This window comes from Streptomyces sp. Je 1-4 4N24, assembly GCF_026239515.1.
In the GTDB taxonomy this organism is placed as follows: domain Bacteria; phylum Actinomycetota; class Actinomycetes; order Streptomycetales; family Streptomycetaceae; genus Streptomyces; species Streptomyces nigrescens.
The window spans coordinates 7,179,413-7,200,523 of record NZ_CP110836.1; the positions used below are offsets into that span (position 1 = coordinate 7,179,413).

17 protein-coding genes and 1 pseudogene are annotated in these 21,111 nt (G+C 71.9%); 9 read left to right on the forward strand and 9 right to left on the reverse strand.

Translation table 11 applies throughout. The annotated features are described in order from the left end of the window. The first annotated feature begins 54 nt into the window (after positions 1–54). From SLV14N_RS31325 to SLV14N_RS31335, 3 genes and pseudogenes are all read left to right on the forward strand, one after another. Positions 55–2,880, forward strand: a complete 2,826-nt coding sequence (locus SLV14N_RS31325; protein ID WP_208685565.1) for a penicillin acylase family protein — start codon at positions 55–57, stop codon at positions 2,878–2,880. A 153-nt stretch (positions 2,881–3,033) separates the two neighbouring features. Beyond that, positions 3,034–3,645 (forward strand): annotated as a pseudogene (locus SLV14N_RS31330) (IS200/IS605 family accessory protein TnpB-related protein); the annotation flags it as partial. A 25-nt stretch (positions 3,646–3,670) separates the two neighbouring features. After that, a complete protein-coding gene (locus tag SLV14N_RS31335) occupies positions 3,671–4,693 on the forward strand; it encodes a LysR family transcriptional regulator (protein WP_018087847.1) in 1,023 nt (340 codons plus the stop codon). Positions 4,694–4,713: 20 nt separating this feature from the next. Here the strand turns inward: SLV14N_RS31335 and SLV14N_RS31340 are convergent, their stop codons facing one another. Both SLV14N_RS31340 and SLV14N_RS31345 read right to left on the reverse strand, forming a co-directional pair. After that, entirely contained in the window at positions 4,714–6,006 is a 1,293-nt protein-coding gene (locus tag SLV14N_RS31340) for an MFS transporter (RefSeq protein ID WP_263273334.1), read from the reverse strand. 142 nt (positions 6,007–6,148) lie between these two features. Next, positions 6,149–7,426, reverse strand: a complete 1,278-nt coding sequence (locus tag SLV14N_RS31345; RefSeq protein WP_263271974.1) for a DUF1343 domain-containing protein — start codon at positions 7,424–7,426, stop codon at positions 6,149–6,151. A 171-nt stretch (positions 7,427–7,597) separates the two neighbouring features. Between SLV14N_RS31345 and SLV14N_RS31350 the strand changes: the two genes are divergently transcribed. The 4 genes from SLV14N_RS31350 to SLV14N_RS31365 all read left to right on the forward strand — a co-directional run bounded on the left by SLV14N_RS31350 (position 7,598) and on the right by SLV14N_RS31365 (position 11,626). After that, entirely contained in the window at positions 7,598–8,368 is a 771-nt protein-coding gene (locus SLV14N_RS31350) for an SDR family oxidoreductase (protein ID WP_208685573.1), read from the forward strand. Positions 8,369–8,474: 106 nt separating this feature from the next. Beyond that, positions 8,475–10,136, forward strand: coding sequence for a class I adenylate-forming enzyme family protein (locus SLV14N_RS31355; protein ID WP_263271976.1), 1,662 nt, complete (start codon positions 8,475–8,477; stop codon positions 10,134–10,136). 27 nt (positions 10,137–10,163) lie between these two features. Beyond that, on the forward strand, positions 10,164–10,769 hold the full coding sequence (locus SLV14N_RS31360) for a TetR/AcrR family transcriptional regulator (protein WP_208685579.1): 606 nt from the start codon (positions 10,164–10,166) through the stop codon (positions 10,767–10,769). A gap of 278 nt (positions 10,770–11,047) precedes the next feature. Then, positions 11,048–11,626: a class I SAM-dependent methyltransferase gene (locus tag SLV14N_RS31365; protein ID WP_259670569.1), complete on the forward strand. Its 579-nt coding sequence runs from the start codon at positions 11,048–11,050 to the stop codon at positions 11,624–11,626. A gap of 158 nt (positions 11,627–11,784) precedes the next feature. Here the strand turns inward: SLV14N_RS31365 and SLV14N_RS31370 are convergent, their stop codons facing one another. From SLV14N_RS31370 to SLV14N_RS31400, 7 genes are all read right to left on the reverse strand, one after another. Beyond that, the gene (locus SLV14N_RS31370) at positions 11,785–12,999 is read right to left on the reverse strand and encodes an acyl-CoA dehydrogenase family protein (protein ID WP_208685584.1); all 1,215 of its coding nucleotides are present in this window, start codon (positions 12,997–12,999) and stop codon (positions 11,785–11,787) included. A gap of 7 nt (positions 13,000–13,006) precedes the next feature. Further along, positions 13,007–14,059, reverse strand: a complete 1,053-nt coding sequence (locus SLV14N_RS31375; RefSeq protein WP_208685587.1) for a phosphotransferase family protein — start codon at positions 14,057–14,059, stop codon at positions 13,007–13,009. Positions 14,060–14,250: 191 nt separating this feature from the next. Beyond that, positions 14,251–15,309: an MBL fold metallo-hydrolase gene (locus SLV14N_RS31380; RefSeq protein WP_263271981.1), complete on the reverse strand. Its 1,059-nt coding sequence runs from the start codon at positions 15,307–15,309 to the stop codon at positions 14,251–14,253. 130 nt (positions 15,310–15,439) lie between these two features. Then, complete coding sequence (locus tag SLV14N_RS31385; protein WP_263271983.1) at positions 15,440–15,799, reverse strand: DUF202 domain-containing protein; 360 nt, start codon at positions 15,797–15,799, stop codon at positions 15,440–15,442. A gap of 3 nt (positions 15,800–15,802) precedes the next feature. After that, positions 15,803–16,213 carry a YidH family protein gene (locus SLV14N_RS31390; RefSeq protein WP_208685594.1) on the reverse strand — a complete coding sequence of 137 codons (411 nt, stop codon included), beginning with the start codon at positions 16,211–16,213 and terminating at the stop codon, positions 15,803–15,805. Between the two features lie 73 nt (positions 16,214–16,286). After that, positions 16,287–16,820 (reverse strand): NUDIX hydrolase, encoded by a 534-nt coding sequence (locus tag SLV14N_RS31395; RefSeq protein ID WP_263271986.1) that lies wholly within the window; start codon positions 16,818–16,820, stop codon positions 16,287–16,289. A 184-nt stretch (positions 16,821–17,004) separates the two neighbouring features. Continuing rightward, a complete protein-coding gene (locus SLV14N_RS31400) occupies positions 17,005–17,898 on the reverse strand; it encodes a DMT family transporter (RefSeq protein ID WP_208685599.1) in 894 nt (297 codons plus the stop codon). Positions 17,899–18,109: 211 nt separating this feature from the next. On the opposite strand from SLV14N_RS31400, the gene SLV14N_RS31405 reads away from it, so the two are divergent. Further along, entirely contained in the window at positions 18,110–19,765 is a 1,656-nt protein-coding gene (locus SLV14N_RS31405; protein WP_263271988.1) for an FAD-binding dehydrogenase, read from the forward strand. Between the two features lie 349 nt (positions 19,766–20,114). Continuing rightward, on the forward strand, positions 20,115–21,092 hold the full coding sequence (locus tag SLV14N_RS31410) for a hypothetical protein (protein ID WP_208688186.1): 978 nt from the start codon (positions 20,115–20,117) through the stop codon (positions 21,090–21,092). The last annotated feature ends 19 nt before the right edge of the window (positions 21,093–21,111 follow it).

Consider the following 21,111-nt stretch of genomic DNA (forward strand, 5'->3'; position numbering starts at 1 on the left):
GCCGGTAACGTCCCGCCCGGCCTCCCTCAAGGGGACCCCCATCGAGGAGCAGGAATGCGACGACGTACCGGAAGGCTCAGGACCGCCGCCGCGGCCGCCCTGTTCGCCTTGGGTGCCACGCTCTTGGCACCGCCCCCCACCGCGGCCGCGGCCGCCGCACCGCAGGACGCCGACGACTACTGCCAGGGCCGGTGCGGCGACATCCTGCCGCCCGGCGCCACCGGCAACGCCACCCTGGTGGAGATCCTCGGCAACAAGCTGTTCGGCACCCACCCCGAGCACTCCACCGACCAACTCGCCCCGTACGGCGCACTGGCGAGCGGCTATCAGTCGCTCACCGACGACACCCTCGGCAGCTTCTTCAACGATGCCTCCTTCGGCGTCCCCGCGGACCAGGTCGGCAAGGTCACCACGCCCCGCAACGATGTGACCATCACCCGCGACAAGAAGACCGGTGTCCCGCACATCAAGGGCACCACCCGCTACGGCACCGAATTCGGCGCCGGCTACGCCGCGGGCCAGGACCGGCTCTGGCTGATGGACCTCTTCCGCCACATCGGCCGCGGCGAGCTGACCTCCTTCGCCGGCGGCGCGCTCGCCAACCAGGGCCTGGAGCAGCAGTTCTGGCCGCAGGCGCCGTACACCGAGGACGATCTGCAGGCCCAGGTCGAGCGCATCCGGGACACCAACGGCGAGCGCGGGAAACTGGCGATGCAGGACGCCCAGGCCTATGTCGACGGGATCAACGCCTACCGCGAACAGTCCAAGAACGGCCGCTACTTCCCCGGCGAGTACGTGCTCACCGGCCATGTCGACGCGATCACCAACGCCGGTGAGATCAAGCCCTTCAAGCTCACCGACCTGATAGCGCTCGCCTCCGTGGTCGGGGGCCTCTTCGGCAACGGCGGTGGCGGCGAGGTCCCGTCGGCCCTGGCGCTGCTCTCCGCCCAGCAGAAGTACGGCGTCGAGAAGGGCACCGAGGTCTGGGAGTCCTTCCGGGAGCGCAACGACCCCGAGGCCGCCAAGACCCTGCACGACGGCAGCAGCTTCCCGTACGCCGTCAAGCCGGACAAGGCCAAGGGCATGGCGCTGCCGGACCGCGGTTCGGTCACCCCCGAGCCCCTGGTCTTCGACCGCACCGGCGCGGCCACCGTCAAGAGCGGGACGCCGCCCCGGGACCCGGTCAAGGCCCCCAAGAAGTACAAGAAGCTGGAGGGCCTCTTCAAGGACGGGGTGCTGCCCGAGGGGAGCTTCGATCCCACCCAGCACCGCGGGATGTCCAACGCCCTGCTGGTGTCCGGCAAGCACTCCGCGAGCGGCCACCCCGTCGCCGTCTTCGGCCCGCAGACCGGCTACTTCGCGCCCCAGCTGCTGATGCTCCAGGAGATCCAGGGGCCCGGCATCAGCGCCCGCGGTGCCTCGTTCGCGGGCGTCGGGATGTACGTCCAGCTGGGCCGCGGCCAGGACTACTCCTGGAGCGCCACCTCCGCCGGCCAGGACATCACCGACACCTTCGCGGTCGAGCTGTGCAACGCGGACGGCTCCGCGCCCACCAAGGACTCCACCTCCTACCGCTACCGCGGCGCATGCGTCCCCATGGAGAAGCTGGAGCGCACCAACTCCTGGAAGCCCACCATCGCCGACCCGACGGCGGCCGGCTCCTACCGGATGCAGGTCTTCCGGACCACGTACGGGACCGTCACCCACCGCGCCACCCTCGACGGCAAGCCCGTCGCCTACACCGCACAGCGGTCCACCTACCGCCACGAGGCCGACTCGATCATCGGCTTCCAGATGTTCAACGACCCGTCCTACGTGCGGGACGCCAAGACCTTCCAGAAGGCCGCCGAGCACATCGGCTACGCCTTCAACTGGTTCTACGCCGACTCCCGCGACATCGCGTACTACAACAGCGGCCTCAACCCGGTCCGCAACCCCGACGTCGATCCGTCCCTGCCGGTCAAGGCGGACGACGCCTACGAGTGGAAGGATTACGACGCCGAGACCAACACCACCGAGTACACCCCGTCCGCCCAGCACCCGCAGTCCGTCAACCAGGACTACTACATCTCCTGGAACAACAAGCAGGCCAAGGACTACGACTCGGCGGGCTACGGCAACGGCTCGGTGCACCGCGGCAATCTGCTGGACGACCGGGTGCGGGCGCTGACGAAGGACGGCGGGGTGACCCGGGCGTCGCTGACCCGCGCCATGGCGGAGGCCGCGGTCACCGATCTGCGCGGTGAGGACGTGCTGCCCGAACTCCTGCGGGTGGTGAACAGCAAGCCGGTCACCGACCCGAAGCTGAAGACGGCGGTGCAGCAGCTGGAGGCCTGGCGCAAGGACGGCGCCCAGCGCCGGGAGACCGCCGCGGGCTCGCACACCTACACCCACCCCGACGCGGTACGCCTCATGGACGCCTGGTGGCCGCTGATGACGGAGGCCGTCTTCAAGCCGGGCCTCGGCGGCGACCTCTACGACGCGCTGCGCGCCAACCTGGGCATCGACGAATCACCGTCGGCCGGCCACGGCCCGACCGGGGCGCATGCCGGATCGGCGTTCCAGTACGGCTGGTGGAGCTACGCGGACAAGGATCTGCGGGCGGTGCTCGGCGACAGGGTGGCGGGCCCGCTCGCCCGGCAGTACTGCGGCAACGGTGAACTGTCCGCCTGCCGCGACACCCTGCTGGCCACGCTCCAGCAGGCGAGCGGGAAGACGGCCGAGCAGGTCTACCCCGGCGATGACAGCTGCAAGGCCGGCGACCAGTGGTGCGCGGACGCGATCATCCACCGCACGGTGGGCGGTCTGACCCACGCCACCATCAGCTGGCAGAACCGGCCTACCTATCAGCAGGTCGTGGAGTTCCCGGCCCACCGTTAGACGGAAGGCGCCACACCGAGGCCCCGGGGCGGCTGACCCCGGGGCCTCCGTGCGTGCCCGCCCGGGAGCGCTTCAACTCCCGTGCCGGGCGCTCCGGCTGCCCTCGGGGCGGGTTCCCAGGGGGTGAGGAGCTGCTGCGGATTGAATGCACTTGAGATCCGGCACGCGCTCACCCGCCTCCTGCACTGGACCAGGCGCTGCGGCGTGACAGCGATCGGAATCGAGGACCTGGACTTCGCCACGGAGAAGACCCGTGAGAAACACGGCCGCCGCAAACGATTCCGGCAGCTGATCTCCGGCATGCCCACCGGCAAGCTCAAGGCCCGCATCATTTCGATGGCTGCCGAGCTCGGCCTGGCCATCGTGGCCGTGGACCCGGCATACCCCTCCATGTGGGGCGACGAGCACTGGCGCAAGCCCCTCACCAGCACCAAACGTCAAATGACCCGCCATGACGCCGCCTCGGTGGCGATTGGCAGGCGCGCCCTCGGGCACCCGATCCGGCGACGGACGGCACCGCCCCACGACGACCGGAGTGATCGTCGTGGGCATCGGACCGTCCAGGCCACGTCGGATGGTCGAGGGCGTGAGGAAACCCGCCCCCGCATCCCCGGACCACGCACACGATGCGCGTCGCCGGACCGCGGCACGAAAGCGGGCGACCAGTGTGCCCAACACCGTTCGGAGCACACGGCTGAGCAGCAGTCCTCGCAACAGGACTCACTCCCACTCAGTCTCCAGGAACGGTATGCTGCAGGGTTCTGAACTCCAGGGGATGGGAAAGCGAGGCATGGCCTTGTCAGGTCCGCAGCAGTATCCGACGGAGCTGCTGGACACCACCATGGACCAGCTGCGCACATTGATCGTCGTCCACGAGGCGGGCACCGCGCTGGGCGCCGCGCGCCGGCTGGGCCGCGAACAGTCCAGCGTGCAGAAGCAACTGGACACCATGAACCGCACCTTCGCCGCGCTGTGCGGCGAGGAGCTCGTCCTCAAGCAGGGGCGGGGGAGGGATGCCCTGTTCACCGCGACCGGGGAGGCGCTGGTCGAGCTGGCGCGGCGCACGCTGGGGGAGTGGACGGACGGGGTGCACGACGCCCGTCGCCGGCTCGGCCGGACGCTCTCCGTCGGCACAACCCGCTACACGCTCGGCTTTCTGCTGGACGCGGTGGAACGCGTCACCGAGGACTATGAGCGCGACGATGTCGAGCTGAAGGTCACCCATGTCCGCACCGGCGACCTCTTCACCAAACTGCGCTCCAAGGAACTCGACCTGGTCTGCGGCAGCGTGGTGGTCACCGAGGCCGACGAAGCGGAGCTGCTGGCTCCGTACGAGGTCATGGAGTGGCGGCGCAGCGGGCTCTCCCTGCTGACGAACCTGCCGCCGGAGCGGCTCCCGGGCACCTCCTTCGGCGCCCGGGACCTGCCCCGGCTGCCGCTGGTCGTCTCGGCGCGCGGTCTGATCGGCCGCTTCCTGACCGCCTGGTACGGCCCCGAATACCGGCAGAAGCTCTCCATCGCGGCCGAGATCGAGGCCGCGCACTACGGCTTCGAGCTGCTGCGGTCCGGGGTGGTGAGCGGGGCGATGCTGGTCACCCGGGGCATCGGGGAGGCGGCCGCGGACGGCCGCCTCCCGGAGGCCGGCGGGCTGCGCACCCTGGAACTCGTCGGCGAGGTGGGCCCCAGGACCGAGGTACTGGTCGGCGTCTTCACCCGCCGCGGCGAGCGGGACTCCTACGCCCCGGGCCACCCCCTCAACCTCCTGTGGGACGCGCTGTCCCGGGAGAGCGGGCGGTGGTGGCTGAGCTCGTGAGCGCACGGGCCGCCGGCACCTCAGACGAGGTCCCGCTCCCGAGTCTCCGGCAGCGCCAGGACGCACAGCAGTGAGACCACCGCCATCGCGCTGACGTACCAGCCCACCGACGCCGAGCCGTACGCCGACTGGAGCCGGGTGGCGACCAGCGGAGCCACCGCGCCGCCCAGGACACCGCCCAGGTTGTAGGCCAGTGAGGCGCCCGAGTACCGCACCCGCGCGCTGAACAGCTCCGGCAGATAGGCGCCCATCGGGCCGTACACCACACCCATGCAGAACAGCGCGCCACCGATGCCGAGGGCGATCAGCACCGGCTGTCCGGTGTCCAGCAGCGGGAAGAGCACCAGGCCCCACACCGCCGCGAGGACGGTGCCGGCGAGGACCAGGGTGCGGCGGCCGGCGCCGTCGGAGCGGGTGGCGGCGAGCCAGGTGCCGGCCGCCAGGAAGAGGCAGGCGACGAGGGAGAGCCCCAGCATGGTGTTGCGGGAGATGCCGAGGGTGCCGGTGGCGTAGGAGAGGCAGTAGGTGGTCGCGGTGTAGAAGAGGCCGTAGGCGACGATCATCCCGCCCGCGCCCAGCAGCAGTTCGCGCGGATGCCGGCGCAGCACCTCGACGGTGGGGACCCTGCTCGCCTCCTGGGCGTTCAGCACCTTGGTGAACACCGGCGTCTCACTGATCTTCAGGCGTACGAACAGCCCGACGCCGACCAGCAGGAACGACAGCAGGAACGGCACCCGCCAGCCCCACGAGCGGAACGCCGCGTCGTCCAGCCCGGACGACAGCAGCCAGAACACCCCGGTCGCGGCCAGGAACCCGACGGACGGGCCGAGTTGCGGGAACGCCGCATACAGTCCGCGGCGCTTGCGCGGTGCGTGCTCGACCGCGAGCAGCGCGGCCCCGCCCCACTCCCCGCCCAGCCCGATGCCCTGCAGAAAGCGCAGCGCGATCAGCAGCAGCGGCGCCCAGATGCCCCATGTCCCGTACCCCGGGAGCAGCCCGACGAAGGCCGTCGACAGCCCCATCAGCAGCAGCGACGCGACCAGGACGGACTTACGGCCCACCCGGTCGCCGAAGTGGCCGAAAATCACCGAGCCGAGCGGCCGCGCGGCGAACGCCACCGCATAGGTGGAGAAGGAGGCGAGGGTGGCGTTGACCGGATCGAGCGTCGGGAAGAACGCCTGGTTGAGGACGAGCGCGGCGGCCGTCCCGTAGATGTAGAAGTCGTAGAACTCGATGGCCGTCCCGATGAACGAGGCCACCGCCACCCGGCGCAGGCTCTCGCCCCCGCTGGTCCCGTCGGTCTTCGCCGGCACCCCGGCCGTTGTCTGCGCTGCTGTCGCGTCACTGCTCACCAGCGCACTTTCCGGCTTGGTGGAGGGGCCGGTCAAGAGGCGAGATGGCCTGTCCCGTTTCCTGAGACCGGGACAGGCCCGGGTCGCGACCGGCCCAACGCCCTTACGGGTACCGCAGATACCGCCGCCGCACCGTGCGGAAGCCCTTCAGGCCCTCCTGCCAGGCGGCCACGATCTCGTCCGGTCCGGCGCCCGCGTCGGTCATCGTCCGTACCGTCGACGAGCCGGTGAGGCGGTCGATGCCGTGGTCCGGGCGCCAGGTGAAGCCGGGCCAGACCCGTTTCGCGGTCACCAGGAGCCCGATGCCGGTGCGTACCGGGTCGAAGGCCGCGCGGTCGTGGACGTGCAGTTGGACGCCGCCGATCGTCTTGCCCTGGAACTTGGAGAAGGTGGGGGCGAAGTAGGCCTCCCTGAAGTGCACACCGGGCAGGCCCAGTTCGGTGGCGGCCGCGGCCCAGCGCCGGTCGATGCCGTCGGCGCCCAGCAGCTCGAAGGGGCGGGTGGTGCCGCGTCCCTCGGAGAGGTTGGTGCCCTCGAAGAGGCAGGTGCCCGCGTAGACGAGGGCGGTGTCGGGGGTGGGCATGTTGGGGCTCGGGGGGACCCAGGGCAGCCGGGTGGTGTCGTAGAAGTCCGCGCGTCGCCAGCCGGTCATCCGGACCGTCTCCAGCTCCACCGGGCGCCCGGCGGCCTGTGGGACGAACTCGCCGTTGAACAGCAGCGCCAGCTCCGCCACGGTCATCCCGTGCGCCTGCGCGATCGGCTCCCGGCCGACGAACGAGGCATACGCCTTGTCGAGCACCGGGCCGGTGGCCGAGCGGCCGGTGACCGGGTTCGGCCGGTCGAGGACCACGAAGCGCTTGCCGGCCAGGACCGCGGCCACCATGCAGTCGTACAGTGTCCAGATGTAGGTGTAGAAGCGGGCGCCGACGTCCTGGATGTCGAAGACGACGGTGTCCACACCGGAGGCGGTGAAGATGTCGGCGAGTGCTTGGCCGCTCTTGTTGTAGGTGTCGTAGACGGGCAGTCCGGTGGCCGGATCGTCGTAGCGGCCCTCGGAGCCGCCTGCCTGTGCGGTGCCACGGAAGCCGTGCTCGGGGCCGAAGACCGCGGTCAGCCGCACCCGGTCGTCGGCGTGCATCACATCCACGATGTGCCGCAACTCCCGGGTGACGCCGGTGGGGTTGGTGACGATGCCGACCCGCCGGCCGGCCAGGAGGCGGTAGCCGTCGGCGGCCAGCCGGTCGAAGCCGGTGTGCACCCGCCGCCCGCCGCCGGGCGCCGGCTGCGCGGCACGGGCGGGTCCGGCCCCCGCGGCCAGGGCAGCACCGGCCGCCCCGGTCGCCGCCAGTCGCCCGAGCAGAACGCGTCTCGACAGAGCCATCCGCACACCTCCGTGATCAGAAATCCACCGGGTCCGTGTCGTGCGCACGCTAGCCCGGCCGGTGGGATCCCGGAATGGGGCGGGCCGAAGGCGGAAAGGACTCTTCCGCCAGGACATACCGACTGGTTAGTCTGCCGTCAGCCGAACCGACCCGACCGAGGGAGATCCAGCGTGGCAGCCGTACGGGACAAGAGCGTTGTCGTGACCGGGGCGGGCGGGGGGATCGGCGCCGCGCTGGCCCGCCGGTTCGCCGCCGAGGGTGCCCGGGTCGTGGTCAACGACCTGGACGAGGCCAAGGCGAAGCGGACCGCCGACGAGATCGGGGCGGTCGCGGTCGCCGGCGACGCCTCCACCGTCGTCCCGGCGGCCCGCGAGGCGCTCGGCGGCGGTATCGACATCTTCTGCGCCAACGCCGGGGTCGGCACCGGCGGCGGGCCCGAGGCGCCCGAGGAGGACTGGGCGCTGGCCTGGGACGTCAATGTCATGGCGCACGTCCGGGCGGCCCGTGAGCTGGTGCCCGAGTGGCTGGCGCGCGGCAGCGGCCGCTTCATCTCCACGGTGTCCGCCGCCGGTCTGCTCACCATGGTCGCCGCCGCCCCGTACAGCGTCACCAAGCACGGTGCGTACGCCTTCGCCGAGTGGCTCTCGCTGACCTACCGGCACCGCGGCATCGACGTCCACGCCATCTGCCCCCAGGGCGTCCGCACCGACATGCTGGCCGCCACCGGGACCGCCGGGGACCTCGTGCTCACCCCCACCGCCGTGGAGCCCGAGGACGTCGCCGAGGCGCTCTTCGCGGCCATGGCGGAGGGCCGCTTCCTGGTCCTGCCGCATGCGGAGGTCGCGGACTACTACACCGCGCGCGCCGCCGAACCCGACCGCTGGCTCGGCGGGATGAACCACCTGCAGCAGAAGCTGGAGCAGGCCGAGGGCCGCTCCTAGACGGGCGGGGTGGCCGGCCGGCCGGGCCCGGTCCGCCACCCCACCTCACCCCAGCCGTTTCCCCGCAGGGATGATCAGGCGATCAGGAAGAAAGGGCCGCACCTCGATGACCTCCTACCAGGACAAGCCGTGGCTGGCACAGCTCTCCGACGCCCAGCGCGCCCCCGTGCAGCCGCCCCCGTCGACACTGCACGCCTTCCGGACCGCGGTGGGCCGGGCCCCCGACCGTACGGCGCTCGCCTACTTCGACGGCCGGCTGACCTACGCCGAGACCGATGCGCTCTCCGACGGCGTCGCCGCCCACCTCACCGAGCGCGGCTTCCGGCGCGGCGACCGGGCCGCGGTCATGCTGCAGAACACCCCGCACTTCGTGCTCGCCCTGCTCGGCGTGTGGAAGGCGGGAGGTGTGGTGGTGCCCGTCAATCCCATGTACAAATCCGCCGAAATGCGGCACATCCTGGACGATGCGGAGGTCTCCGCCGTCATCTGCGCCGACCGCACCTGGGACGGCTTTCTGCGCGCCACCGCCGCCGGGACGCCGTCCGTAGGGATCGTGCTCACCGCCCACGAGCGGGATCTGCAGACCCGCGACGACCAGCGGGTGCTGCACGGCGAGCGGGTCGCGCCGCAGCGGGACGCCGACGATCTGCTGACCGTCGCCCGCACGACCGGGAAAATACGGGTGGCGCCCGACGATCCGGAGCTCACCACCGGCGACCTCGCGCTGATCAGCTACACCTCCGGCACCAGCGGCACGCCCAAGGGCGCCACCAACACGCACGGCAACATCACCTACAACGCCGAACGTCAGCGCACCGGCCTGGGTCTCCCCGAAGGCGCCACCTACTTCGCGCTCGCCCCGCTCTTCCACATCACCGGCATGGTCTGTCAACTGGCGGCCTGTATCGCCAACCAAGGCACCCTGGTGCTCGCCTACCGCTTCGAGGCGGGCGTCGTCCTGGATGCCTTCCTGGAGCACCGCCCCGCCTACACCGTCGGCCCTTCGACCGCCTATATGGCGCTGATGGCCCACCCCGAGGTCACCCGCGACCACTTCGCGTCCTTCCGGACCATGTCCTCCGGCGGCGCGCCGCTGCCGCCCGCCCTCGTCGAGAAGTTCCGTACCGGTTTCGGGCCGTATGTCCACAATGGTTACGGTCTGACCGAGTGCACCGCGCCTTGTGCCAGCGTCCCGCCGGGCAGGGAAGCGCCGGTCGACAAGGTCTCCGGCACGCTCGCCGTCGGTGTCCCCGGCCCCGACACCGTCGTCCGGATCATCGGCGAGGACGGCCGGGACCTGCCGTTCGGCGAGCAGGGCGAGATCGCGGTCCGCGGCCCCCAGGTCGTCCCCGGCTACTGGCGCCGCCCCGACGCCACCGCCGAGGGCCTGCCGGGCGGCGAGCTGCGGACCGGTGACATCGGCTTCATGGACAGCGACGGCTGGCTCTATGTCGTCGACCGGAAGAAGGACATGATCAACGCTTCCGGCTTCAAGGTGTGGCCCCGCGAGGTCGAGGACGTCCTCTACAGCCACCCGGCGGTGCGCGAGGCGGCGGTGGTCGGCGTGCCCGACGCCTACCGCGGCGAGTCGGTGAAGGCGTACGTCAGCCTCCGGCCCGGCACCTCCACGGAACCCGCCGAGCTGGCCGCCTACTGCAAGGAACGGCTGGCGGCGTACAAATATCCCCGCGCGGTGGAGATCCTGGCCGAGCTTCCGAAGACCACGAGTGGCAAGATCCTCCGACGGGAGCTGCGCCACCGCGCATGACGAGAGTACGAAGGACAGGTGAGGGCGATGGCCGGCACGAAGGACGGCAATGGCAACGGCGGTGCGAAGCCGGTGGCCCAGCGGCTGCTGGCCACCGCCACCAAGCTCTTCGCGGAGCAGGGCTATGACCGCACCTCCGTCCAGGAGATCGTCGACGCGGCGGGCGTGACCAAGGGCGCCCTCTACCACTACTTCGGCTCCAAGGATGATCTGCTGCACGAGGTCTACGGCCGGGTCCTGCGGCTCCAGCAGGAGCGGCTGGACCACTTCGCGGACGCCGATGCGCCCGTGGAGCAGCGGCTGCGGGACGCCGCCGCCGATGTCGTCGTCACCACCATCGAGAACCTCGACGACACCAAGATCTTCTTCCGCTCGATGCACCACCTCGCCCCGGAGAAGGACAAGCAGGTACGCGCCGAGCGGCGGCGGTACCACGAGCGGTTCCGGGCGCTGATCGAGGAGGGCCAGCGCACCGGCGTGTTCGCCGCCGACATCCCCGCCGACCTCGTCGTGGACTACCACTTCGGCTCCGTGCACCACCTGGGCACCTGGTACCGCGAGGACGGGCCGCTCAGCCCGCAGCAGGTCGCGGACCACCTCGCCGATCTGCTGCTGCGCGCCTTGCGGCCGTGAGCCACTACGCCGGTGTGCGGCGCCGGGCCGTACCCCGGCGCCGCTCGGCACCCGGGCCGTCGGGCCTTGACCGCACCCCCGGGAATTTGTTGGATTGCGAGCAAGACCAGTGGGCATGCGCACCGGGGCGATGAGACTCAGGGGCGGTCACGGTCAGGGGCTGTCCTCATCCGGGACCCGTAACTTAAGGTGCGGATAGTACTGATAGCTACCGATGTGGGTGCCCTTTGCCTGAAGTAACACTGTTTCTCCGGGAGTACGCACGGACGAGCCGGGAGGTGGGGGCGATCGCTCCCAGCGGTCCCCGGCTCGGCAGGGCCCTCACCCGCTATGTGATCCCCAGCCCCGGCAGCGCCCGCACGGTCCTTGAGGTCGGGCCCGGCACCGGGGCGGTGACCCGCCATATCGCCGGCTCGCTCGGCCGGCTGGACACCCTTGACCTGGTCGAGGCCAACCCGCGCTTCGTCGACCTGCTGCAAGGCGCCTACGGCAGCGACCCGCGGCTCCGGTTCCGCACCGGCCTGGTGCAGGACCATGACCTCGGCACCTACGACACGATCGTCTGCGGTCTGCCGTTCGCCAACTTCGACGCCCCGACGACCGCGGACATCTTCGACCGGCTGCTCGGCGCCCTGAAGCCCGGCGGCACCCTGTCCTTCTTCGGCTATGTGGGAGGGGCGAGGATGCGCCGCACGTTCACCGGGCGAGCGGCTCGTGAACATGTCCTCGACGGGCAGAACACCCTGCGCCGCATATTGGACCGGCACACCTTCCGTTCGGAACTGGTGCTGGGCAACCTGCCGCCGGCCCGGGTGCATCACCTGGCGCCCGTCAGTGCCCCCGTTCAGGCGGCGTGAGATCGCGCTCACGTCCACCGGGCGACGCCCTCCTGCGCTCGGCAGGCCGGGCGTCACCGCCCCGCCCGTACGGCCCCGGGCGCCGCACCCTGTGATCTGGGTGCCGGCGCCCGGGTTCCGTCGTCGGCGGCCGGCCGAGTCCGGCCGGCGGGCACGTCCTAGAGGTAGCGCTTCAACTCCCGGCGTGCCAGCGACCGTTGGTGCACCTCGTCCGGGCCGTCCGCCAGCTTCAGCGTGCGGGCCCCGGCCCACAGCTCGGCCAGTGGGAAGTCCTGGCTGACGCCGCCCGCACCGTGCAGCTGGACCGCCTTGTCGAGGATGTCCACGACGGTGCGCGGGGTGGCGATCTTGATGGACTGGATCTCGGTGTGCGCGCCCTTGTTGCCGACGGTGTCCATCAGCCAGGCGGTCTTCAGCACCAGCAGCCGCAGCTGCTCCACCGCCACCCGGGCGTCCGCGATCCACTCCTGGACCACGCCCTGCTGGGCCAGCGGCTTGCCGAACGCCGTACGGGTCACCGCGCGGCGGCACATCAGCTCGATGGCGCGCTCGGCCATCCCGATCAGCCGCATGCAGTGGTGGATCCGGCCGGGGCCCAGCCGGGCCTGGGCGATGGCGAAACCGCCGCCCTCCTCGCCGATCAGACTGCTCGCCGGCACCCGTACGTCATGGAAGAGCACCTCGGCGTGGCCGCCGTGCCAGTGGTCCTCGTAGCCGTAGACCTGCATGGCCCGCTTGACCTCGACACCGGGGGTGTCCCGGGGCACCAGGATCATCGACTGCTGGCGGCGCAGGTCCGGACCGTCCGGGTCCGTCTTGCCCATCACGATGAAGATCTGGCACAGCGGGTTCATCGCCCCGGAGATGTACCACTTACGCCCGTTGATGACGTACTGGTCGCCGTCCCGCGCGATGTGGGTCTCGATGTTGGTGGCGTCCGACGAGGCCACCTCCGGCTCGGTCATCGCGAACGCCGACCGGATCTCGCCCGCCAGCAGCGGCTCCAGCCACTGCTTCTTCTGCGCCTCGCTGCCGAACTGCGTCAGCACCTCCATGTTGCCGGTGTCCGGCGCCGCACAGTTCAGCGCGGTGGGCGCCAACTGCGGGCTGTGGCCGGTGATTTCGGCCAGCGGCGCGTACTGGAGGTTCGTCAGCCCGGCGCCGTACTCCTCGTCGGGAAGGAAGAGGTTCCACAGCCCCTGCTTACGGGCCTCGGCCTTCAGCTCCTCGACGATCGGCGGGGTGTCCCACGGCGAGGCGAGCGCGGCCCGCTGCTCATGGGCGGTCTGCTCGGCGGGGTGGACATGCTCGTCCATGAAGGTCAGGAGCTTCTCGCGGAGCTCCTCCGTGCGGGCGTCGAATGCGAAGTCCATGGGTGCCTCAGCCTTCCTTGAGGGTGGTGAGTCCGCGGTCGATGAAGACGGGTACGAGCTCGCCGATCCGGTCGAACCCGGCGCCGACGGTCTGGCCGAGCGTGAAGCGGTAGTGGATGCCTTCGAGGATCACGGCGAGCTTGAACCAGGCGAACGCCGTGTACCAGGCGATGGCGGAGGTGTCCCGGCCGGACCGGGCGGCATAGCGCTCGATCAGCTCGGCCGGTGCGGGGTGTCCGGGGGCGCCGCTGGTGGTGCTGACCGGTGAGCCGGGCAGATTCAGGTCCGTGCTGTACATCGCCAGCAGCCCGAGGTCGGTCAGCGGGTCCCCGAGCGTGGACATCTCCCAGTCGAGGACGGCCTTGAGGGTGTCGTCGGCCCCGATCAGGACGTTGTCGAGGCGGTAGTCACCGTGCACGACGGCCGGCGCGGGCGAGGCGGGCAGCGCCCGGCCCAGCGCCTCGTGCAGCTCGTCGATGCCCGGCAGCTCGCGGTTCTTCGACGCGGTCAACTGCTTGCCCCAGCGCCGCAGTTGGCGCTCCAGGAAACCGTCGGGACGGCCGAAGTCGCCGAGCCCGACCGCCTGCGGGTCCACCGCGTGCAGCTCCACGAGCGTGTCGACCAGGGACAGCACCACGGCGCGGGTGCGCTCGGGGCCGAGTGGCGCGAGCTGTCCGGCGGTGCGGTACGGGGTGCCCTCGACCAGCTCCATCACATAGAAGGGCGCGCCGATGACCGACTCGTCCGCACACAGCAGCAGCGTCTCGGGCACCGGTACCGGTGTCTCGTGCAGCGCGCTGATGACGCGGTGCTCGCGCTGCATGTCGTGGGCGGTGGCCAGCACATGGCCGAGCGGCGGCCGGCGGACGACCCAGGAGGCGGCGCCGTCGGTGACGCGGTAGGTGAGATTGGACCGCCCGCCCTCGATCAGCTGCGCGCGCAGCGGGCCGCCGGCCAGCCCCGGCCGCTCGCGGTCCAGATGCTCACGCAATCGTGTCAGGTCGAGGCCGGGAGGGTCCTCCCGGTCCTGGGCCTGCGGGGGAGGGGTGCCCTTGCTCATCGTGCTCCTCCGTACGGAGTGGACGGTCCTTCGGTCGCTGGCACGATCATGCCGACTAGTCGGTATGGCGTCCAGTGCCGGAGCGTGGGGCGTCGGTCACGCGAAGGTTTTCCGCCGTACCGGAAGCCCCGCCCGGCCCCTGCCCCTCATGGGCCACAGGCCCGATTCCCCTCCTGGATCACGGGCCCGGCTCAGGCGTGGCAGGCCATCGGCACCCCGCCGTTCAGCACCGCCATATCGCCGAATGCGGCCATCGGGTCGAGCGGGACGCCCGGGGCGGCGCCGGCCAGCTCCGCGTAGGCCCGGTGCAGATTCGCCACCAGCCGCTCGCTCTCGGCCAGCTCGGCGAACGGGCCGAGATCCGCCTCCTGAGCCGTCTCCAGCGGGGTGCGCCCGGCCGCCCGGCCCTCCTGCGCCAGCCGGCCGACGAACCGCAGATAGCGCTCGATTCCGTCGTAGACCTCGGGGCCGGTCACCGGCCCGTGCCCGGGGACGACGGTGACCGCGTCCAGGGCCCGCAGCGTCCGCACCGCGCGCAGCGAGCCGGCCAGCGACCCCATGAAGAGGAACGGTGTGCCGCCGTGGAAGACCAGATCGCCGGCGAAGACGATGCGCTCCCGGGGCAGCCAGACGACGGTGTCGCCGGTGGTGTGCGCGACGCCCGGGTGGATCAGCCGCACCTCGATCTCGCCGACGTGCAGGGTCAGCTCGTCGGTGTAGGTGACCTCGGGCGGGGTGAGGCGGATGTCGCCGTACTCCACCTCCGGCCAGACGGCGTGGAGTTGATGGCCGGCGGCCAGCAGTTCGCGGCGGCAGGAGGCGTGCCCGATCACCGTCGCCTCGGGTGCGAAGACACCGTTGCCGTAGGTGTGGTCGCCGTGGTGGTGGGTGTTGACCACGGTGCGCGGCGCCGGGGCGCCGCTCTCCGCGATCCGCTGCCGCAGCAGGCGCGCCCGGCGCTCGGTGGCGGCGGTGTCCACGACCAGGGTGGCGTCCCCGTCGGTGACGAAGCCCGCGTTGTTCAGGCACCAGCCGCCGTCCGGCTGGATGAACGCATGGACTCCGGCGGCCAGTTCGGTGAGGTAGGGCTCGGGGACGGGGGGCCCGGCGGCGGGCGGCGGGTCCGCGGGGGTCCCGGCGCCGGGCGGCTCCGTGGTGTCCGGCCCGGTCGTGCCGGGGCCGGTGGTCCGTGCCGCCGACGGTGCGGCCGAGGTCCGCGCCGCCTTGCGCGGTGCCGTCGCGTCGTTCATGCGGGTGTGCCCTTCGTCCGATGGCCCGTCACTCCCCGCTGCCGGGCCGGGAAAGGGGCCCGCCCGGTGCGCGCGAGGGTCGTGTCACGGTACCTCCGCCGCCCGCCCACGGGCGTGCCGTGCCCCGGCGTCAGCGCCCCGGCACCAGGATCACCGCGCCGCACAGCGCCAGCGCCAGAGTGCAGCCGACCAGCAGCAGTACGGTCCGCGGGGGCAGCGCCGGCGGGCGGCCGGCGGCCATCGCCTGCATCCGGTGGTGGGCCAGGACCATGAAGGCCACCCACAGCAGCCCCATCAGTACCGCCAGAACCACCTCGACCGGCCCCGGGGCATCGCTCCGCAGCAGCTGGCGGCCGGCCAGCACCGCCATCACGGTGGCCGACAGCGTGGTACGCCGCCACGCCAGCCGGGTCCGCTCCGGCTGCAGCCCGGGGTCCCGGTCGGAAACCGGACGCGGCGCTCCCGCGCCCGGCAGCGGTCCGTCGGCCATCGGCTAGCCGGTCCGGCCCAGCAGGACCAACACGACCATCGCCACCGCCAGGACGCCGACGCCCAGCGCCAGCGCGCTGGGGAAGCGGGTGACCGGCAGATCCTCGCCGCGCCGCATCGCGCGCTCACAGCGCACCCAGTGGTTGACCGCCCGCAGCGCACACAGCGCACCGCCCACCAGCAGGACGACGGTGAAGGTCAGCCGCAGCCCCTCGTGCAGCCGGGGCAGGAACTGGTCCACCGCGAAACCGCCGCCGACCAGCGCCAGCCCGGTCCGCAGCCAGGCGAGAAAGGTCCGCTCATTGGCGAGCGAGAAGCGGTAGTCGGGGGTCACCCCCTCCTCGTGGACCCGCGCGGGCGAGATCCACAGCCGTACGGCCGCACCGACCGACCGCAGTCCGCCGGAGGGGATCATGGCCGGAACCCCAGGGTCTGTCCGGCCCCTCGGACCGGCCCCGGCCTCCGTCCGGTCCCGTACACCGGTGGCATCAGACCTCCCCCGCCTCCCGCCGGGCGAGCAGCTGCCGGTAGGCGGCCACCCCGTCCGGCGTCCATGGCCACTCGTCGAGCCGCCGGATCAGCTCCTCCTCGGGCAGGAACGCGGACCAGTCGATCTCCGACTCCTGCGGGGCCACCGGCAGCGTGCAGCGCACCTGGTAGACCGCGGACCACCAGGTGTGCTCGGCCGTCTCGTAGAGGAACTTGAACAGCGGCTCGGGCGGTGCCAGCCCCTGCACGCCCAGCTCCTCCTCGGCCTCGCGCAGCGCCGCCTGGTCATAGGTCTCGCCGGTGCCGACGACCCCGCCCACGAACATGTCGTAGTGCGAGGGGAAGACGAGCTTCCGCGGAGTGCGGCGGTGCACGAAGATCCGGTCCTCGGCGTCCCGGACCAGGACGAAGGCGCAGCGGGTGCGCATCCGGCGGGCGTAGGTCTCGCCGCGTGGGGCCTGTCCCACGACCTGATCGTTCTCGTCGACGACGTCGAGGACCTCGTCCGCGTTGAGCGGTTGCTGATCGGTCATGGAGCCATGCAATCACCGCGGGCGGGGGCCGCACCCGCCGGGGCGGGGGGCGATCAGCCGGGCCGAGGGGGCGGGATGCGAGGACGGCCCGGACGGGGGAGTGGCCGCTGGGCCGGACGGGGGAGTGGCGGCGGGCGGCGAAGAGCCGGCGCGCCGCACGAGGTGCCGCGCCGGAGGGGCCGGGTCAGCGCGGCTGCAGCTCCCGTGCGTTCTCCCGCTGCCCGGCTCCCGGCGGCATCGCCGGATGGGTGCCGATCAGCACGATGCCCGCGACGACCGCCACGATCCCGATGATCTCCCAGGCCAGCGCCACGGGCGTCACCCGCAGCTGGTCGCCGAGGAACCCCACCCCGCACAGGATTCCGGCCAGCGGCTGGGCGGCGGTCAGCGCGGGCAGCGACAGCCGCAGCGGCGCCGACTCGAAGGCGCTCTGCACCAGCACCAGCGCCAGCACCCCGAGCACGACGATGGCGTACGGCTGCCAGCTGGTGAGCAGGGCCGACCAGCCGCCGTTGCCGAAGCGCTCACCGCTGATCCGGGTCAGCGCGTCCTGGAGCCCGTAGATCAGCCCCGCGGCGACGCCCAGGAGCGCGGCCTCCAGGCTCACATGCACCCGTTCCCGCTTGGCGATCGCCGCCAGCAGCAGGGCGGTGCCCAGCACCATGCCCATGATCAGCCACTGCCACATCGGGTCGGCGTTGCTGCGCCCGCCCTCCGGCTGCCCGGCCACGATGAACGCCGTCACCCCGCCCGCGAGCAGCCACAGCCCGGCCCATCCGCTCCGGCCGAGCCGCTGCCGGGTCAGCCGCCGTGACAGCGCCATCGCGAACAGCAGATTGGTCGCCAGCAGGGGCTCCACGAGGGTGATGTCGCCCATCCCCAGCGCCACCGCGCCGAGCGCCATCCCGACCACCATCAGACCGATACCGGCCAGCCACAGCGGCATCCGCACCAGGTCGAGCAGCAGGCGTACGGACAGGAAGTCCTTCATCGGGGCGTGTTGCGCCGCGGCCTGCTGAAACACGAAACCGAGTCCCAGACAGCAGGCCGCTCCAAGGGCGAGCAATATCACCGTCACGTCGCACCTCGTATCGCGCGGGGTGGGGGGATGCGCCTGAGGATAGTCATCCGGCGTCGGGCGTGGCGTGGCCCTGGTCACCCACCATTCTCCCGCGTGCCTCGGTGTACCACCCGGTAACACTGTGGTTGACGCGGCAGTCGGGTGCGCTGAGGATCGTTCCACCACTGCGGCCGGGGCGCCCGGCGTGCCCCGTTGAGGAGAAGCAGAGATGGCGTACGACGCTGATGTGATCGTGATCGGAGCGGGGCTTGCGGGTCTGGCGGCCACCGCGGAGCTGGTGGACGCCGGACGCAAGGTGATCCTGCTCGACCAGGAGCCCGAGCAGTCCCTCGGAGGACAGGCGCACTGGTCCTTCGGCGGCCTGTTCCTGGTGAACTCCCCCGAGCAGCGCCGGCTGCGGATCCGTGACAGCCATGCGCTGGCCTGGCAGGACTGGCTGGGCACGGCCGGCTTCGACCGGCCCGAGGACCACTGGCCGCGCAAATGGGCCGAGGCCTATGTCGATTTCGCGGCCGGGGAGAAACGTTCCTGGCTGCACCGGCAGGGCGTCCGGTTCTTCCCCGTCGTCGGCTGGGCCGAGCGCGGCGGCTATGACGCGACCGGGCACGGCAACTCCGTTCCCCGCTTCCACATCACCTGGGGCACCGGGCCGGGCCTGGTCGCCCCGTTCGCGCGCCGGGTACGGGCCGGGGCCGCCCGCGGCCTGGTGGAGCTTCGCTTCCGCCACCGGGTGACCGGTCTGGCGCGCAGCGCGGGGAGCGTGGACACCGTCAGCGGCGAGATCCTGGAGCCCTCGGACGTCGAGCGCGGCCGGCCCAGCAGCCGTGAGGTGGCCGGTGCCTTCGAGCTCAGGGCCCAGGCCGTGATCGTCACCTCGGGCGGTATCGGCGGCAATCACGAGCTGGTGCGCGCCAACTGGCCGGAGCGGCTCGGCACGCCGCCGCGGCGGATGCTGTCCGGGGTCCCGGCGCATGTGGACGGCAAGATGCTGGGCATCGCCGAGGCGGCCGGTGGCCGGATCATCAACCGCGACCGGATGTGGCACTACACCGAAGGCATCGACAACTGGAACCCCATCTGGCCGCTGCATGGCATCCGGATCCTGTCCGGTCCGTCCCCGCTGTGGCTCGACGCCCGCGGAAAGCGGCTGCCGGTGCCGCTGTTCCCCGGCTTCGACACCCTCGGCACGCTCGAACACATCATGAAGACCGGCCATGATCACACCTGGTTCGTGCTCACCCAGAAGATCATCGAGAAGGAGTTCACCCTCTCCGGCTCCGAGCAGAACCCGGATCTGACCGGCAAGAGCATCCGTGAGGTGCTGGGCCGGGCCAGGGCCGGTGCGCCGGGCCCGGTGCGGGCGTTCATGGAGCACGGCGCGGACTTCATCGTCGAGCGCTCGCTGACGGATCTGGTGCGGCGGATGAACGAGCTGACCGAAAAGCCGCTGATCGCGGAGGACGCGCTGCGCGGCGAGATCGTCGCGCGTGACCGCGAAATCGCCCACTCCTTCACCAAGGACCTCCAGGTGACGGCGATCCGCGGGGCCCGTAAGTACCTGGGCGACCGGCTGATCCGCACCGCGGCGCCGCACCGGATTCTCGACCCCAAGGCGGGCCCGCTGATCGCCGTACGGCTGAACATCCTCACCCGCAAGACGCTCGGCGGTCTGGAGACCGACCTCTCCTCGCGGGTGCTGGCCGACGGCGGCGCACCCCTGCCCGGCGTGTACGCGGCGGGCGAGGCGGCCGGCTTCGGCGGCGGCGGGGTGCACGGCTACCGCTCGCTGGAGGGCACCTTCCTCGGCGGCTGTCTCTTCTCCGGACGTACGGCGGGGCGGGCGGCGGCCCGTGCGGTGTCCTGACGGGGGAGACGGGGCACGGGCGGTGGCACGGGGGAGACGGGGGCACGGACGGGAGCACGGGGGAGACGGGCGGCGCGGGGCAGCGGGCGGTGCGCGGCCCCGCGCCGCGTTCCGGTGGCCGACCGCTCAATACCGTGATACGGAAGGGGGGTTGGCGGATTCAGCCATTCCCCTTCCCGTCTTGACGCGGAGCTCTACGTAGCGCTTTGCTTTGCGTGATGACTGGTGCGGACCAAGCCATCACCCTCTGTAGAGGCGCGCACGGATCCGGTCCCACCCCACTGAGGGCGACTCAGGGGGTTGTTCGGGCCGGTGCGGCGCGTCATGGAGCCCCTGACCCGTGATTTCGATTTCCCCTTCCCCGACGCCACCGCCGCCGCTCAGACGTGCCCGCTGTCCGGGCGGCCCGGTCCTCGCCCCGACCCTGGACGACGCCCAACTGGCCATCGCCGCCGACGCCTTGGCGCTTGGCCAGTGGGCCCGGGTGCGCAGCCTGCTCGCCGGGACCGGCGAGGACTGGGACCTGCGCGGACACCGGTTAACCGTCCTGGCCACCTCGCCGGGCAGCGCCGCCTGGGCCGGCGACTGGCGGCTCGCCGAACCGGACAGCGGCGATGCCGCCACCCTCCTGGCCCTCGCCACCGTCCGGCTCGCCCTGCACGGCGAGAGCAGCACCGACGACGCGGCCGAGGCCTGTGCCACCGCCGCCCGGATGGTGCCCGAGGACCCCACGCCCTGGCTCGGCGCGCTGATCCTCGCCCGCCGCACCGGCACCCCGGACGCCCGGGACCACGCCTTCCAGCAGATCCGCGCCCGGCACCGCGACCACCACCACGCACACCACCTCATGACGGCCGCCCTGGCCGAACAGCAACCGGGCGCCCGCGACGACCCCCGGCACCCGGCCCATGCCTTCGCCGCCCGCGCCGCGGCGCGCGCCCCCGCCGATTCGCCGCTCGCCCTCCTCCCCGTCGTGGCCCACGCCGAGCGCTACCGCGTCCTGGCCGCCGGGGGCCTGGCACCCGCCGACCCGGCGGACTGCGGCCACTGGTCCACCCGGCGCGCCCACCGGATCCTGCAGGACGCCTTCGACTGGTGGCTGGAATGGGGCGGCGAGGACCATCCCCGCGGCAAGGTCGATCTCAACTTCCTCGCCCATGCCACGTTCCACGAGGGGAGGATGGCCGAGGCCGCAGCGCTCTTCCAGCGCATCGGCCCGCACCCCACCCGTGCGCCGTGGTCGTACACGGGCCGCGACGCCGACGGCGCGTTCCGGGCCGCAAGGGACACCGCCCTCCGCCGGGCCGGGGACACCGCCGCCCCCTGACCGCGGTGGCGCTGATGAC

Bases quoted from the DNA above. Each gene is read 5' to 3' on its own strand.
- SLV14N_RS31355 (WP_263271976.1), top strand. From the start codon at position 8,475: ATGACCTCCTACCAGGACAAGCCGTGGCTGGCACAGCTCTCCGACGCC.
- SLV14N_RS31370 (WP_208685584.1), bottom strand. From the start codon at position 12,999: ATGGACTTCGCATTCGACGCCCGCACGGAGGAGCTCCGCGAGAAGCTC.
- SLV14N_RS31360 (WP_208685579.1), top strand. From the start codon at position 10,164: ATGGCCGGCACGAAGGACGGCAATGGCAACGGCGGTGCGAAGCCGGTG.
- SLV14N_RS31375 (WP_208685587.1), bottom strand. From the start codon at position 14,059: ATGAGCAAGGGCACCCCTCCCCCGCAGGCCCAGGACCGGGAGGACCCT.
- SLV14N_RS31345 (WP_263271974.1), bottom strand. From the start codon at position 7,426: ATGGCTCTGTCGAGACGCGTTCTGCTCGGGCGACTGGCGGCGACCGGG.
- SLV14N_RS31405 (WP_263271988.1), top strand. From the start codon at position 18,110: ATGGCGTACGACGCTGATGTGATCGTGATCGGAGCGGGGCTTGCGGGT.
- SLV14N_RS31395 (WP_263271986.1), bottom strand. From the start codon at position 16,820: ATGACCGATCAGCAACCGCTCAACGCGGACGAGGTCCTCGACGTCGTC.
- SLV14N_RS31325 (WP_208685565.1), top strand. From the start codon at position 55: ATGCGACGACGTACCGGAAGGCTCAGGACCGCCGCCGCGGCCGCCCTG.
- SLV14N_RS31390 (WP_208685594.1), bottom strand. From the start codon at position 16,213: ATGATCCCCTCCGGCGGACTGCGGTCGGTCGGTGCGGCCGTACGGCTG.
- SLV14N_RS31335 (WP_018087847.1), top strand. From the start codon at position 3,671: ATGGCCTTGTCAGGTCCGCAGCAGTATCCGACGGAGCTGCTGGACACC.
- SLV14N_RS31380 (WP_263271981.1), bottom strand. From the start codon at position 15,309: ATGAACGACGCGACGGCACCGCGCAAGGCGGCGCGGACCTCGGCCGCA.
- SLV14N_RS31385 (WP_263271983.1), bottom strand. From the start codon at position 15,799: ATGGCCGACGGACCGCTGCCGGGCGCGGGAGCGCCGCGTCCGGTTTCC.